This is a genomic window from Ruegeria sp. CG8 (genome assembly GCF_056537165.1).
Genome location: NZ_JBQFRA010000001.1, coordinates 1,083,019 through 1,097,466, shown reverse-complemented (window position 1 = coordinate 1,097,466; position 14,448 = coordinate 1,083,019). Strand labels below are relative to the sequence as shown.

At 62.5% G+C, this 14,448-nt stretch carries 13 protein-coding genes; 5 read left to right on the top strand and 8 right to left on the bottom strand.

Translation table 11 applies throughout. From position 1 onward, the window contains the following. The first annotated feature begins 224 nt into the window (after positions 1-224). From fumC to ACR0EF_RS05335, 4 genes are read left to right on the top strand one after another with little or no spacing between them, the layout of a single operon-like run. Positions 225-1,619, top strand: a complete 1,395-nt coding sequence (gene fumC, locus ACR0EF_RS05350) for a class II fumarate hydratase (RefSeq protein WP_170357728.1) — start codon at positions 225-227, stop codon at positions 1,617-1,619. Beyond that, entirely contained in the window at positions 1,619-1,795 is a 177-nt protein-coding gene (locus ACR0EF_RS05345) for a DUF4169 family protein (protein WP_170367066.1), read from the top strand. Before fumC ends, ACR0EF_RS05345 begins: the two co-directional genes overlap by 1 nt. Next, positions 1,792-2,022, top strand: a complete 231-nt coding sequence (locus ACR0EF_RS05340) for a ribbon-helix-helix domain-containing protein (protein ID WP_170367065.1) — start codon at positions 1,792-1,794, stop codon at positions 2,020-2,022. The genes ACR0EF_RS05345 and ACR0EF_RS05340 overlap by 4 nt, the downstream gene beginning before the upstream one ends. A 51-nt stretch (positions 2,023-2,073) precedes the next feature. Next, the gene (locus ACR0EF_RS05335; RefSeq protein ID WP_170367064.1) at positions 2,074-2,676 is read left to right on the top strand and encodes a DNA-3-methyladenine glycosylase I; all 603 of its coding nucleotides are present in this window, start codon (positions 2,074-2,076) and stop codon (positions 2,674-2,676) included. 2 nt (positions 2,677-2,678) lie between these two features. On the opposite strand, the gene ACR0EF_RS05330 is transcribed toward ACR0EF_RS05335, so the two are convergent. From ACR0EF_RS05330 to ACR0EF_RS05315, 4 genes are all read right to left on the bottom strand, one after another. Then, positions 2,679-3,560: a fructose bisphosphate aldolase gene (locus tag ACR0EF_RS05330; protein WP_170371116.1), complete on the bottom strand. Its 882-nt coding sequence runs from the start codon at positions 3,558-3,560 to the stop codon at positions 2,679-2,681. A gap of 72 nt (positions 3,561-3,632) precedes the next feature. Further along, the gene (locus ACR0EF_RS05325) at positions 3,633-4,982 is read right to left on the bottom strand and encodes a cytochrome P450 (protein ID WP_170371117.1); all 1,350 of its coding nucleotides are present in this window, start codon (positions 4,980-4,982) and stop codon (positions 3,633-3,635) included. Continuing rightward, a complete protein-coding gene (locus ACR0EF_RS05320; RefSeq protein ID WP_170371118.1) occupies positions 4,979-6,193 on the bottom strand; it encodes a hypothetical protein in 1,215 nt (404 codons plus the stop codon). Before ACR0EF_RS05320 ends, ACR0EF_RS05325 begins: the two co-directional genes overlap by 4 nt. A 78-nt stretch (positions 6,194-6,271) precedes the next feature. Beyond that, positions 6,272-7,024 carry a cytochrome c biogenesis CcdA family protein gene (locus tag ACR0EF_RS05315; protein ID WP_170371119.1) on the bottom strand — a complete coding sequence of 251 codons (753 nt, stop codon included), beginning with the start codon at positions 7,022-7,024 and terminating at the stop codon, positions 6,272-6,274. A gap of 105 nt (positions 7,025-7,129) precedes the next feature. Between ACR0EF_RS05315 and ACR0EF_RS05310 the strand changes: the two genes are divergently transcribed. Beyond that, positions 7,130-7,369: a sulfurtransferase TusA family protein gene (locus tag ACR0EF_RS05310; protein WP_170357716.1), complete on the top strand. Its 240-nt coding sequence runs from the start codon at positions 7,130-7,132 to the stop codon at positions 7,367-7,369. Between the two features lie 39 nt (positions 7,370-7,408). Here the strand turns inward: ACR0EF_RS05310 and ACR0EF_RS05305 are convergent, their stop codons facing one another. The 4 genes from ACR0EF_RS05305 to purQ form a co-directional block, all read right to left on the bottom strand. Continuing rightward, positions 7,409-10,105: a ribonuclease E/G gene (locus tag ACR0EF_RS05305; protein ID WP_170371120.1), complete on the bottom strand. Its 2,697-nt coding sequence runs from the start codon at positions 10,103-10,105 to the stop codon at positions 7,409-7,411. Between the two features lie 503 nt (positions 10,106-10,608). Further along, complete coding sequence (locus ACR0EF_RS05300; protein WP_093961984.1) at positions 10,609-11,943, bottom strand: sigma-54-dependent transcriptional regulator; 1,335 nt, start codon at positions 11,941-11,943, stop codon at positions 10,609-10,611. 13 nt (positions 11,944-11,956) lie between these two features. After that, positions 11,957-13,729, bottom strand: coding sequence for a sensor histidine kinase (locus ACR0EF_RS05295; RefSeq protein WP_093961983.1), 1,773 nt, complete (start codon positions 13,727-13,729; stop codon positions 11,957-11,959). 36 nt (positions 13,730-13,765) lie between these two features. Beyond that, a complete protein-coding gene (gene purQ, locus ACR0EF_RS05290) occupies positions 13,766-14,434 on the bottom strand; it encodes a phosphoribosylformylglycinamidine synthase subunit PurQ (protein WP_170357712.1) in 669 nt (222 codons plus the stop codon). Positions 14,435-14,448 lie beyond the last annotated feature (14 nt).

The following is a 14,448-nucleotide window of genomic DNA, read 5'->3' as shown; positions in this document are numbered from 1 at the left end:
GGTCTGAGCGATTCATGGTTCTTTCTCCGCGGTTGCCTTCTATATCTTAGCTCAGCCGGGAACGGGCACAATGGTACGTCCCTGTGACCAACCAAGAAAAGTGACGCACACCGCATGGCTATACCTTTTTTGCCCTTCGGACTAAGGTGCGCGCAACTGGCCGATTGAACCATAGCTTAGCTGCGGTTAAACGGCATGCGACTGCATACCAGACGGAGTGACAGATGTCTCAGACCCGCACCGAATCCGACAGTTTTGGCCCGCTCGAGGTTCCTGCCGACAAGTATTGGGGGGCGCAGACGCAGCGCTCGATCATGAACTTCCCCATCGGATGGGAGAAGCAGCCCGTCGCCATCGTGCGCGCGCTGGGCGTGGTCAAGAAGGCCTGCGCCATGCAGAACAAGGCCACGGGCAAGCTGGACGCACGCATCGCCGACGCCATCATCCAGGCCGCCGGCGAGGTGATCGAGGGCAAGTTCGACGACAATTTCCCTCTGGTCGTCTGGCAGACCGGATCAGGCACCCAGTCGAACATGAACGCCAACGAGGTCATCGCGAACCGCGCGATCGAGATCCTGGGCGGCGTGATCGGCTCGAAGGATCCGGTGCACCCGAACGATCACTGCAACATGGGACAATCATCGAACGACACCTTCCCCACCGCCATGCATATCGCCACCGCTATGAGCGTGCGTGACGTGCTGCTGCCGGGGCTGGAAAAGCTGGCCGCCGGGCTCGGGCAGAAGTCGGCGGAATTCAAGGACATCATCAAGATCGGCCGCACTCACACGCAGGACGCGACCCCGCTGACCCTGGGCCAGGAATTTAGCGGCTATGCCCACCAGATCCGTCAGGGCATCGCCCGTGTGAATGCTGCCATGCCCGGCATCTACGAGCTGGCGCAGGGCGGCACCGCCGTCGGCACCGGGCTGAACACCCAGAAAGGCTGGGCCGAGGCCGTCGCCGCCAACATGGCCGAAATCACCGGCCTGCCCTTCGTAACCGCGCCCAACAAATTCGAGTCGCTGGCCGCTCATGACGCCATGGTGTTCCTCTCGGGCGCCTTGGCCACCGTCGCGGGCAGCTGCTACAAGATCGCCAACGACATCCGCTTCCTCGGCTCGGGGCCGCGTTCGGGTCTGGGTGAACTGATCCTGCCGGAGAACGAGCCCGGATCGTCGATCATGCCAGGCAAGGTCAACCCGACCCAGGCCGAGGCGCTGACCCAGGTCGCCGCCCACGTCATGGGCAATGACGCTGCGATCAAGTTCGCCGGCAGCCAAGGCCATTTCGAGCTGAACGTCTACAACCCGATGATGGCCTACAACCTGCTGCAGTCGATCCAGCTGCTGGGCGACGCGACCGACAGCTTTACCGAGCGCATGCTGCTGGGCACCAAGGCCAACGAGGCGCGCATCGACAAGCTGATGAAGGAATCGCTGATGCTGGTTACTGCCCTGGCCCCCACCATCGGTTACGACAACGCCACCACGGTCGCCAAGACTGCGCACAAGAACGGCACCACGCTGAAGGAAGAGGCCATCAAGCTGGGCTTCGTCGACGAGGCAACCTTTGATGCCGTCGTGCGCCCCGAGCAGATGATCGGGCCCAAGGACTGATGGGCAAGCCGGTCAATCTAAACCGGTATCGCAAGGAAAAGGCGCGGGCCGAGAAAAAGGCCTGCGCCGACCGGAACGCGGCGGCGTTCGGGCGCAGCAAAGCAGACAAACAGCTGGACAAGGCCCGTACGGAAAAAGCCCGCCGCGATCTGGACAATCACGAGCTGGACGAATGAGCGGCCCGCCCGTCAAACGCTCGCTGACCCTCAAGGGACATAGAACCTCGGTCTCGCTCGAGGATGAGTTCTGGCAGGCGTTTCGGGACATCGCCAAGGCAAAAGGTATGCCAATCAATGTCTTGGCCTCGGAAATTGATGTCGCGCGCGACCCCGAGACTGGATTGGCGTCGGCCATTCGTGTCTTTGTTCTGAACTGGTACCGGTCACCCGATCGCAGCGCTTGATCTGATCCCCGTCGGTGTCTAGGCTGGATGTGAACAAAAGGGGTACATTTGATGCGCGATCTCGTGACCGGGCCGGATGGCCAACCGCGATGCGGTTGGTGTCAGGCCGCGCCGGAATTCTTCGACTATCACGACAATGAATGGGGCTATCCGGTAGGTGACGACCAGCGCCTGTTCGAGAAACTCTGCCTTGAAAGCTTTCAATCCGGCCTCAGCTGGCGCACCATTCTGGCCAAGCGCGAGAATTTCCGCAAAGCCTTTTCCGATTTTGATTTCAACGTGATGGCCGGTTTTTCTGAAGCGGACGTTGAACGACTGCTGCAAGATGCCGGTATCATCCGCCATCGCGGCAAGATCGAGGCGGTGATCAACAACGCCCGCCGCGCACAGGAGCTGGTGGCCGAAACCGGCTCGCTGGCGGCCTATGTCTGGCGGTTCGAGCCCGAGACCCCTCCTGCGCCGCAGACGGCCTCGACTTCGCCCGAGTCGGTTGCCATGTCCAAGGATCTGAAAAAGCGCGGGTGGAAATTTGTCGGCCCCACCACGGTGTTTGCCTTCATGCAGGCGATGGGGCTGGTGAATGACCACGCCACCGGCTGCGCCATGCGCGAAAAAGCGGCACAGATGCGCCGCTCGTTCATCAAACCGGTCTGACCTCAGACCGAGGCGCGATAGATCTTGTCGATATTGCTGCCCAGGGCCGCGTTGAACTCGGCATCCGACTGCTGTTTCGATAGCCCCTCGGTCAGCGCGCGCGAGAAAGAGGCGATCATCTTGCCGTTCTGCGCCAGCAGGTCACAGGCCTCGTCGGTCGAATAGCCGCCCGACAGCGCCACTACCCGCAGAACACGCGGATGATCGGCGGCCTCGTCATACAGGTTGGCCTTGCTGGGCAGGGTCAGCTTCAGCATGACGTCCTGCCCCTCGCCCAACTCGTCGAGATTCTTGAGGATTTCGGCTTTCAGGATCTCTTCGGCTTCGGCCTTGGTGTCCGACTTGATGTTCACCTCGGGTTCAATGATCGGAACCATGCCGGCCGCGATCACCTCGCGGGCCACGTCGAATTGCTGTTTCACCACGGCGGCAATGCCCTCGGCATTGGCCTCGTGGATGACCGAGCGTTCCTTGGTGCCGAACACACCTTCGGCCTTGGCCAGCGTCTCGGCCAGGCCCGGGATGGGCTTCATCAGCTGCACGCCGTTGGCGGTGTCCTCCAGCCCCTTGTCGATCTTGAGGAACGGCACGATGCCTTTGACCGACCACAGGTAATCGGCCACCTTGCGACCGTCGATTTCCTCGCTCAGCGTGCGTTCGAACAGGATCGCGCCGATCACTTTGTCGCGGGTGAAGTCATCGGCCAGGATGATCCGGGCGCGCATCTTCTGGATCTCGGCAAACATTTCCTCGTCCGAGCCATAGTCGGACGGCTGCACGCCATACAGCGCCAGCGCCTTGGGCGTCGAGCCACCGCTCTGATCGAGAGCCGCGATGAAGCCCGCACCGTTGATCATCTGTTCGCGCTGTTCAGCCTTGGACATAACACTTTCCCGTTCAGTAATGATTCCGCTTTTCCAACCGCATACAGCATGGCGCGGGGCGATGATAGTTTGTTAGCGCTCAACCACGCGCAGCCAGATTCCATCGCGCGAGCGGACCGTCAGATGTGCCACCGGGACCGGGGCGCGGCCTTCGACAGGTTCGAACCGGTACCGACGCAGCAGGGTCGACAGGATCAACGGTCCCTCGACCATCGCAAACCCCGCCCCGGTGCAGACGCGCGGCCCGGCCGAAAACGGGATGAAGGCCGCGCGCTGACAGGCTTGGCCGTTTTCAGTCGCCCAGCGGGCCGGGTCAAAGCTGTCGGGGTCCTCCCACAGCCGTTCATGTCGATGCAGGTGCCATGGGCTGAGCACGATCTGCGCGCTCTTGGGCACGTCGCGGTCGCGGAAGCGTTCGGGGCATGTGGCCTCGCGCACCATCATCGGGACCGGGGGATAGAGGCGCAGCGCCTCGCGGAACACATCGCGGCTGATGCGCAGTCTGGACATGCTGGCAAAACTGATTTCATCCTGCGCGCGGGCCTCCTCGGCCACGCGATCCTGCCAGTCGGGATAGGCGGCCATCAGGTACAGCGTCCACGCCAGGGCCGAGGCGCTGGTCTCGTGCCCGGCCAGAAAGAAGATGGCCACCTGATCGATCATCTCATCGGTATCGAAACACTGCCCGGTCAGGGGGTCGGACGTGGTCATGATCTTGGTGGCCAGATCGTCGGGCGCGGCGCCGGCGGCGATCTGCGCGGCCCGCTCGCGGGTCAGGCGGGCGATCAAGGCGCGGATTTCAGCCGCCGCACGGCGGGTCTTGCGCGGGTGGAACCGAGGCACCCAGCCGGGCAGCGGCACGAAAGCCGCAAGGTTCAGCAGAGGTTGCTGCCGCTGATAGGCGCGGAACTTCTCGAACACCTGCGCGGCGATTTCGTGCTCGATCGGCACCGAGAACAAGGTGCGAAAGATCACGTCGGCGGCGGCATGGCTGGTGACCTCTTCGATCTCGACCGGCACGCCCGTCCTGTCGCTCAGGCGATCGGCGCAAGCCTCGGCCGAGGCCAGCATCGCGGGAAAGGTTTGTTTTAGCCGCCCGCCCTCGAAGGCCGGGTCGATGATGCGGCGCTGGCGCTCCCAGGTTGCGCCGTTGGTCAGGAATACCGATTGGCCCAGCAGGGGCCGCAGGCCTTCGCTGATCCGGCCGGATTTCGGAAAATCCTCGGGGCGGCGTTTCAGAACCCGGTCGATCAGCTCGGGCTGGTTGATCAGGTAGGACCGGAAGAACGGGGTGCGGAACTCGGCCATCCAGGCGCGGTACAGGCGTTGCGGCTGGGCCGACAGGATGTCACGCCGGAACAGGCGCAGGTATTGCCACAGAGATACCTTGTCCGGTCTGGCGGGCGGCTTGGGCGGGGTCATGCGCGCACCGTCCGGTACTTGGACACCGCCCGCTCGATCCGCGATTTCGACGGCGCCCGCCCGGCGAACCGAGCGCCCAGTGTCAGCGGGCCGGCCGTGATGCGGAAATAGTCATAGTCGCTAGGCCGGTCGAACGCGCAAAGATACTGGAAATGCAAACGGAAGAACCGCCAGCGCAACGCGGCCCAACGTTCGGGCGACAGGGTTTGCGTAAAAGCGGCTGACAGAACCAGCGGCCACCGCTTGCCCGGCCCGGCAACCCCGCTGACCGCAACCGGATCACATAGGGCAAAGGCGCAGCCATCCCCGGGTGCCGAGACATCGACCCATGTCAACTGCTCGGTCTGCGACAGCAATTGCAGGTCGGACCGCAACCGGCCGGCCCGCGGCAGGAATGACACCATCGGCACCACCTGCCCCAATGTCAGGAACGACAGGACCGGGCCATCCGGTGGCACCTCGCCCCGCCGCAGCAGGTCGGCCAGAACCGAAACCCCCAGATGGGCGCCGGAACTGTGGCCCACCACCAGAACCTCATCGACGGGCGACCGTAGCGCTGCCGCAATAGTGGCACGGAATTCGTCCAGCCGAGCCTGCAACTCGGGCGGCGTTTCTCCCCGCAGCCGCGCAGAATAGGCATAGTCGTGCATCAGGTAATAGGCGAACAGGCGGTTGTCGATCTTTCGGAACCAGCGCAAGACCGCCACCGAAAGCGCCAGCGCAGGCAGAACCGCCAATACCCCCGCCCACGGGATCAGCAGCACCACGAGACCCCAACCCAGTACCACCGCCGCCACCAACTGCCCCAGCAGCATCGCCACCGGGTAGAGTGCGGCGATCACCGGCCCTTTGCGTAGCCGCATCAGCCGCCACAGCGTGCCGGTCGAGATGTAGATCCACGCCGTGCGCAGCAATTGCCAATAGGTGGCCGGGATCGAGCTTTCCATGCTGTCGCGAACGATGTCGGACCAGACCAGAACCTCGACATCCGCCTCCACTTCGGCCCCGTCCTGCTCCGACCGGACGTGCCAGCCATAGGGACCATCGCCCGTCTTGGCCGAGACCTCCAACCGATACCCGGAAATCCCTGCCTGCGCGCGCCCCTCTTTCCGATAGAGCTCGCGATAGCGGCGGGGATGGATCGGATCATAGCCGGGGATATAGAACACCCGGCGTCGTTGTACCCCAGATTGCGGAACCTGACTGCTCATGCCTTTGCCCTTGTTGCGGGCAGGTTAGCGCAGCGATGTGGCCAAGGTAAGGCCCGATCCTCGCGACCGGGCGCCGCGTCAGCCCAGAGTGGCCAATGCCGGGAACGTCTCAAGCAGCCACCAGCTGAACTCGGTGAACAGACCTGTCACGAGCATGATGCCGACGACCAGCAACAAGCCACCCATGACTTTCTCGATCGTTCCCATGTGTGGTTTCAGCTTGTTCATCACCGCCATCGACCGGTTCAGGAACATCGCAGCCAGCAGGAACGGTATGCCCAGACCCGCCGCGTAGACGCCCAGCAACAGCGTGCCCCGCGCCACCGAGGCCTCGGACGCGGCCAGCGATAGAATCGCGCCAAGCTGGGGGCCAATGCACGGGGTCCAGCCGAATGCGAAGGCCAGCCCCAAGATGTATGCCCCGAAAACCGATCCGCCGGCGTCCCCGGTCTCGACCCGCGCTTCGCGGTCCAGGATCGGAATGCGGAACACGTTCAGGAAATGCAGGCCGAAGACGATCACCACCAGACCCGACGCCTTAGCGAACAGTTCCTGGTTCTGCAGCACGAATGCGCCGAAGGCCGAGGCCGTGAAGCCCAGCAGCAGGAACACCGTCGACAGTCCAAGAACGAAGAACAGCGCTGACAGAGTCGCCTTGCGTCTAGCCTGCGCCTGATCCTGCATCTCGTGAATGGTCACGCCGCTCATGTAGGCCAGATAAGGCGGCACGATCGGCAACACGCAGGGCGACAGAAAACTGATCAACCCGCCGACCAGCGCGATGAACATGGCGGGCAGCAGCCCCGCGTCGATGATATCGATTCCGAACATGCCACTGCACATAGGATATCCAGTGGGGCGCGTCACGGGGCCATTCGGTCACATCCTCGTGGTTGCCGGCTGGACAGCTGTGCGCCATGCAAATATCTGAGAGCCATGACACAAGAAGCCGAAACACTGGATGCATTGGGCCTGCTGTGCCCCCTGCCCGTCCTGAAAGCCCGCAAACGGCTCAAGGCCATGCCTGCGGGCTCCCTTCTCCGGGTCCTTGCCGACGATCCGGCCGCAATCGTCGATGTACCTCATTTCTGCTCGGAGTCCGGGCACGAGCTGATCGGGATGGAAGAAGCTGCGGATCACCACGTCTTTCTCATTCGGAAAAACGGCGGGACCTGAAAGAAAAAAGGCGGACAATACTGTCCGCCTTTTTTTGTCTTATTGGCCCAGTGACCACCAACCGCGCCGTTTGGGCTTGGCCGGAGACGGCTCGGGTTCTTCCGCCACCGTCTCAAGCACCGGCTCTGCGGCGTCCTCGGCTTTTTCTTCTGTTGCCGCTTCCGGCGCTTCCGCCACGGGCTTGGGATCAGGCGTCTCGACTTCTGCCGCTACCTCGGGCTCACTCTCTTCGACCGGCTCCTCGGCTTGCGCTTCGGGGGCATTGTCCTCAGCACCCGCAGCCTCATCAGCAGGCGTTTCTGCAGCCGCCTGAACCGCTTCTTCGGCCACCTCGGGTTCCGGCGCGGGCGCCTCTTCGACTTCGGCCGTCTTCTTGCGGCGCGGTGCCCGACGTTTTTTGGGCTTGGCCGATTTTTCTTCGGCCTGTTCCGCTTCACCCTCGGTCACGTTTTCGGCGCCAGCTTCTGCGGCCTCAGCCGTAGCGGATTCAGATTCTGCGGTCTTTTCCGTCCCGGACTCCTCGGGTTGCGCCTCGGTGGTCGCCTTGTCTTCCGCAGCTTCGTCAGAACTGGTTGCCTCGGCCTGCTCGCCGTTACCGCCGTTCTTCTTGCGGCGACGCCGGCGGCGCTTGCGCTTCGGCTTAGCTTCCTCTTCCGCCTGTTCCGGCTCGACGGCGCTGTCTTCAACCTCGTCCTCGGAATCCACCAGATCCATCAGCGATGCCGTCGCGGACACCACCGGCGCAGATGCTTCGGGAACGATCCGGCTGGCCGTCTTGAACTTTTCCATCGAGAAGTCAGGGCTGACCAGATGAGTGTCGCCTTCGATCCGAACCGACAGGCCATAGCGGGCTTCGATCTGCGCGATATGCTCGCGCTTCTGGTTCATCAGGAAGTTCGCAATGCTGACCGGACACCGCACCAGCACCTCGCGCGAGCGGCGGCGTGTCCCTTCCTCTTCAATCTGACGCAGGATCGACAGAGCCATGTTGTCGTCCGAGCGGATCAGACCGGTGCCATGGCAGGACGGGCAAGGCTGTGTGGTTGCCTCAAGCATTCCTGGGCGCAGGCGCTGGCGGCTCATCTCCAGCAGGCCAAAGCCCGAGATCCGTCCAACCTGAATACGGGCCCGATCGGTCTTCAGCTTGTCCTTCAGGCGCTTTTCGACCGCCAGGTTGTTCTTGCGCTCGTCCATGTCGATGAAGTCGATGACGATCAGACCGGCCAGGTCGCGCAGGCGCAGCTGGCGTGCAACTTCCTCGGCGGCCTCAAGGTTGGTTTTGAGCGCAGTTTCCTCGATCGAGCCTTCTTTGGTGGCGCGGCCAGAGTTCACGTCGATGGCAACCAACGCCTCGGTCACGCCGATCACGATATACCCGCCCGATTTCAGCTGGACCGTCGGGTTGAACATCCCCGCCAGATAGCTTTCCACCTGATAGCGCGCGAACAGCGGCAACTGATCCTCGTACCGCTTCACGTTCTTGGCGTGCGATGGCATGATCATCTTCATAAAGTCTTTGGCGATGCGGTAGCCACCTTCGCCTTCGACCAGAACCTCATCGATGTCCCGATTGTAAAGATCACGGATCGACCGTTTGATCAGATCGCCCTCCTCGTAGATCTTCGCAGGAGCGATCGATTTGAGCGTCAGTTCGCGGATCTGCTCCCACAGGCGCTGCAGGTATTCGTAGTCGCGCTTGATCTCGGACTTGGTACGCTTGGCGCCGGCTGTACGGATGATCAGACCGGCGCCCATAGGCACGTCGATCTCGGATGCGATTTCCTTGAGCTTCTTGCGGTCCGCGGCGTTGGTGATCTTGCGGCTGATGCCGCCCCCGCGTGCGGTGTTCGGCATCAACACACAATACCGGCCGGCCAGCGACAGGTAAGTGGTCAGCGCGGCACCCTTGTTGCCACGTTCTTCCTTGACGACCTGCACCAACAGAACCTGGCGCACCTTGATGACTTCCTGAATCTTGTAGCGGCGCGGGCGTGGTTTGCGCGGAGGACGGATGTCCTCGCTGTCATCATCATCCGCAACCGACTCGATCGTGTCATCCTTGGCCGCCGCATCCGGCTTGGCCTCTTCAGCTTCGACGTCGGTTTCGTCGGCTAGATCCGCTTCGGGCTCGTCTGCTTCGACGGGTTCCGCGGGTGCGGCGTCGACTTCGGTCGTTTCGTCCGCCGGTTCGTCACCCGCGCCTTCACTCGGCTCTTCGACCGGAGTTTCAGCGACCGTCTCCATCGGAGACGTGCCTTCGGGCACATCCTGATCAGCGGCGTCTTCCTCGACCAGGTCGATGGTTTCCATACCTGTCGGCTCGGCGGATACGTCTAGCGTTTCGACCGGATCGTCCGTCTTGACCTCTGCCGCCTTCGAACGCGACCGCGAGCGGCGCTTCTTGGGCTTGGATTCTTCGGCCTCGTCCCGCGCCTTCATTGCCTCGGCATAGGCGCGCTCTTCCTCCATCAGGGCTTCGCGGTCCGCGACCGGAATCTGGTAGTAGTCCGGATGGATTTCCGAGAACGCAAGGAAGCCATGCCGGTTCCCGCCATAGTCGACAAAGGCCGCCTGCAGCGAAGGTTCGACGCGCGTTACTTTTGCCAGGTAAATGTTGCCAGCAAGCTGGCGTTTGTTTTCGGATTCAAAATCGAACTCCTCGACCTTGTTTCCGTCCACCACCACGACGCGGGTCTCCTCCGCGTGGGTGGCATCGATAAGCATTTTCTTTGCCATGTGTCCTTGGTGCACCGCGCCAAACGCGTTGTCCTGACCTGTCCAGGCGGACAGGCGCATCTGGGGTGGTGTCTTGTCTGGGCGATTACGGACGGCGCGCGGCAGGGATCGGCGCTGTGGCCCCCTGCCCGTATTCTCAATCGTAGCGCGCGCGTCATCGCGGTTCTTCTCCGACAGGCGCGAACACGCCGCTGCCTGCCCATTATTCCTTTCGCCCGAAGTTCGGGCTCAGGTACTCTACTGCCCCGGAACGGGGCACAATCGGTCTGCTTGGCCGGGCGGGAAAGGTCACCACCTGCAGCAAAGCAGCGAAACTCAATGATTCGGGGCATTCAGGCACAAAAATGCGCCCGACCCGTCCCGGTACAATAAAAGCAGTCCTGTGGAAAACACAATGGGCAAACTGCAAAGGAGCCCGATCTACGGACAGGTCGGGCTTCCTCCGGCTTCAAATTTCCCGGGTGTACTTTGGCCGAACGGCCAAAAAGGGACTGGCCTCTCGCCTACAGATAGTCCGCCCGTTGCAACCCGTACTTGGCCATTTTTTCATTCAAAGTCCGGCGCGGCAGGCAAAGTTCCTCCATCACCGAGGCGATGGACCCCTTGTGGCGCCGCATGGTGTTGTCGATCAGCATCCGTTCGAACGCTTCAACGTATTCCTTCAGCGGCTTGCCCTCGGTGGTCATCACCGGCTGCATCTCTTCGTGATCGGACATCAACAGCGACGCGATGGTGCCCGAGCCGCGCCGCGACTGCAGAACCGCGCGTTCGGCGATGTTGATCAACTGGCGCACATTGCCCGGCCATGGGGCCTGCAGCAGCTGCGCGGCCTCCTGGGCGCTGACTTGCGGTGCCTCACAGCCATATTCCTCGGCAAACTGCTCGCTCAGCCGGGTGAACAGGGTCAGGATATCCTCGCCGCGCTGCCGCAGCGGCGGCATGGTGATGCGCAGCGCCGCCAGACGATAGAACAGATCGGGCCGCAGCACGTCCTCGCTGGTCTTGCCGGCTTCCTGCAGGTTCGAGATCGCAACGATCCGGGTCTCGGCCGGCGTTCCCTGCTCGTTCATCACGCTCAGCAACCGCGCCTGCAGCGTGTCGCTCAGCGCCTCGATATCCTCCAGCACCAGAGTGCCGCCGCGGGCTTCCTCGATTGCGGGCAGTTGCGTGTCCTCGGGCATCATCGGGCCGAACAGCCGCTTGGCCAGCGCCTCTTCTTCCAGCGCGGCACACGAGACCAGAACGAATTTCTTGCCCGCCCGGCTGCCCACTGCATGCAAGGCGTGCGCCACCAGGGTCTTGCCGGTGCCGGTTTCGCCGTCGATCAGCACATGCCCGTCGGCCTGGCCCAGGTCCAGAATATCCTCACGCAGGCGCTCCATCACCGGGCTGGCGCCGATCAGCTTGTTCATGATCTGCGTGCCGCCCGACAGCTCGCGCCGCAGGGCGCGGTTGTCCAGCGTCAGACGCCGAGCGTTGCTGGCGCGTTTGGCCAGTTCCGACATCCGGTCGGGGTTGAACGGCTTTTCCAGAAAGTCGAACGCCCCCACCCGCATCGCCTCGACCGCCATCGGCACGTCGCCGTGACCGGTAATCATGATCACCGGCAAGGTGCTGTCGGCACCCATCAGCTTTTTCAAAAGCTGAATACCATCCATGCCGGGCATCTTGATGTCCGAGATCACGATCCCCGGGTAATCCGGCCCCAGAACCTTGAGCGCATCCTCGGCGCTTGCAAAGGTTTCGGTGTCATAGCCGGACAGCGCCAACCATTGGCTGATCGACTGGCGCATGTCCTGTTCATCATCCACGATGGCAATTTTCATGGCCTGTGCCATAGGTACGTCCTCGTTATTCTGCGGCCTCAAGGCCGTCATGTCCCAAAATGGGCAGTTGCATCTCGAATACCGCGCCGCCGTTCTGGCCGTTGCGCGCAGTCAGCCGTCCGCCATGGTCGTTCACGATCCCGGACGAGATGGCAAGACCCAAGCCGACCCCATCTCCGGGTCGCTTGGTGGTGTAGAACGGCTCGAACAGGTTCTCGATATCCTCGATCCCGTGGCCATTGTCGCGCACCGCCAGCACGGCGGTCTCGCCTGCGGCCAGAATGATCTCGACCTCCGGCTCTGCAACAGATTTGGTGGCGTCGAGCGCGTTTCGCAACAGGTTGACCATAACCTGTTCGATCCTCATCCGATCTCCCATCACGATCACCGGCTCTTCGGGCAGGATCTGGGTGATCTTGACCTGCCTCTGGCGCAGCTGCGGTTCCATCATCGACAGGGATGAGGCCAACGCCTCCCCAAGATTTACGGGCGAAAACGCGTCCGCGCCCTTTCGGGCATAAGACTTGAGCTGCCGCGTGATCGCGCCCATCCGCTCGATCAGACCGTCGATCCGACCAAAGCTGGCCAGCGCCTCTTCGGGGCGGTTTCGGCGCAGCAGTAGCCGCGCGCCCGCCAGATAGGTCTTCATCGCCGCCAACGGCTGGTTCAACTCGTGACTGACGGCCGCCGACATCTCGCCCAAGGCTGCCAGCTTCGAGCTTTGGGCCAGCGTCTGTTCCGCCACTTCCAGCGTCTTTTCAACCCGTTCGCGTTCGGCGATTTCGCGCTGCAGCCTTGCGTTCAATGCGCGAAGCTCCGCCGACTCGCGTTGGAACAGCGCCATGCGGAACGTGGCCCTGCGGCTCAGTGCATAGAACGTCAGCGCAAGAAGAATCGCAAACCCCATGATCTCGAGCGCCAGCACGCTGTTCACCTTTTCGCGGATCGAGGAATAGGTCGTGAACGAAGTCATCTTCCAACCGCGGAACGGGATGCGGGTCTCCATGCGCATCACGGCCTCGCCCGCGACATAGGCATCCGGCGGCAAGGCCGTCCAATCGGTAGTCGCCCGAATTGCGCGCTGGATGGCACCCTGCGGATGCTGCCGTAACAAAGCCTCAGTCTCGTTCAGGCCGCGCCACTGGGGTTCGGTCGACAGAATGATCGTTCCGGTGCTGTCGGTCACCATGACCGCGTCCGAGATCCCGGCCCAAGCGTTCTCGAACTTGCGCAAATCAACCTCGACCACGATCACGCCCAGAATTTCCGACCCGGCCTCAATCCTGCGGGAATAGAGAAAGCCATAACTTCCGGTCTCGCGCGCAATCTCGGAAAAGATCGTCGCGTTCGACCTGACGGCATTCACGAAATACGGGTCACTTCGATGGGACTCGCCCAGTCGATTGCGGTCTGTTGCGGCAACGACCCGACCATCCCGATCCAGCAGCATCAGCGACGCAGCCCCGATTTCTTCAACAAAGGACAGAAGCCGCTGCGTCGACAGGGAAAAATCGGCTGACTGCAAGGCCGAAATCAAAGTCGGGTCCCGGGCCAGCAATTGTGGAACGATGGCGTTTCGACGCAATTCGCTCAGCAGGTTGCCGGAATAGAGCGCCAGACGCAGTTCAGCCCTGTTTCGGGTCGATTCCGTGAACCGATTGGTCAGCAGGCTGTTGGTGACCCAGACCGTCGCCGCAGCAGCAACCAGCAACACGAACACGGCGAGCCGCAGGCGCCACCCCAAAGGGGCACCGCGGCCAAATAGATTTGTCCAGCCTGATTGCGCGTCGGAACTCATGCACCGAAGCTACGCTTCCGCGCCCACGACCTCAAGTCACGCAGGTGTCAGCACACCCGACAATGCGCGGAAGAGCGCCACTCCGTCGGTGCCGCCATGCGCCTCGTCCGCCGCCCGCTCGGGGTGGGGCATCATGCCCAGCACGCGCCGGTTATGCGACAGGATCCCGGCAATATCCCCGCGCGAGCCGTTGGGGTTGTCGGTATAGCTGAAGGCAATCCGATCCTCGTCCCGCAGGCGGGCAATGGTTTCGTCATCAGCGAAGTAGTTGCCATCGTGATGCGCGATCGGAATCTGAATCACGTCTCCGGCGTTGTAGCCCTGAGTAAAGGCGCTGTCGCTGGTCTCCACCTTCAGCCCAACGGTTCGACAGATGTATTTCAGGCCGGCATTGCGCAGCAGTGCGCCCGGCAGGATGCCGGTCTCGGTCAGGATCTGGAACCCGTTGCAGATGCCGATGGCATAGCCGCCCCGTTCGGTGTGCTCGACCACCGCCTTGCAGATCGGAGACTGCGCGGCGATCGCACCGCAGCGCAGGTAATCGCCGTAAGAAAACCCGCCCGGCACGCCCACGATGTCCACGCCCTGCGGCAGTTGGGCATCCTTGTGCCAGACCATGTCGACCTGAAATCCGGCCTGCTCAAAGGCGACGGCAAGATCCCGGTCACAATTGGACCCCGGAAAAACGACAACCGCTGCGCGCATGGGAAACCCTCCTT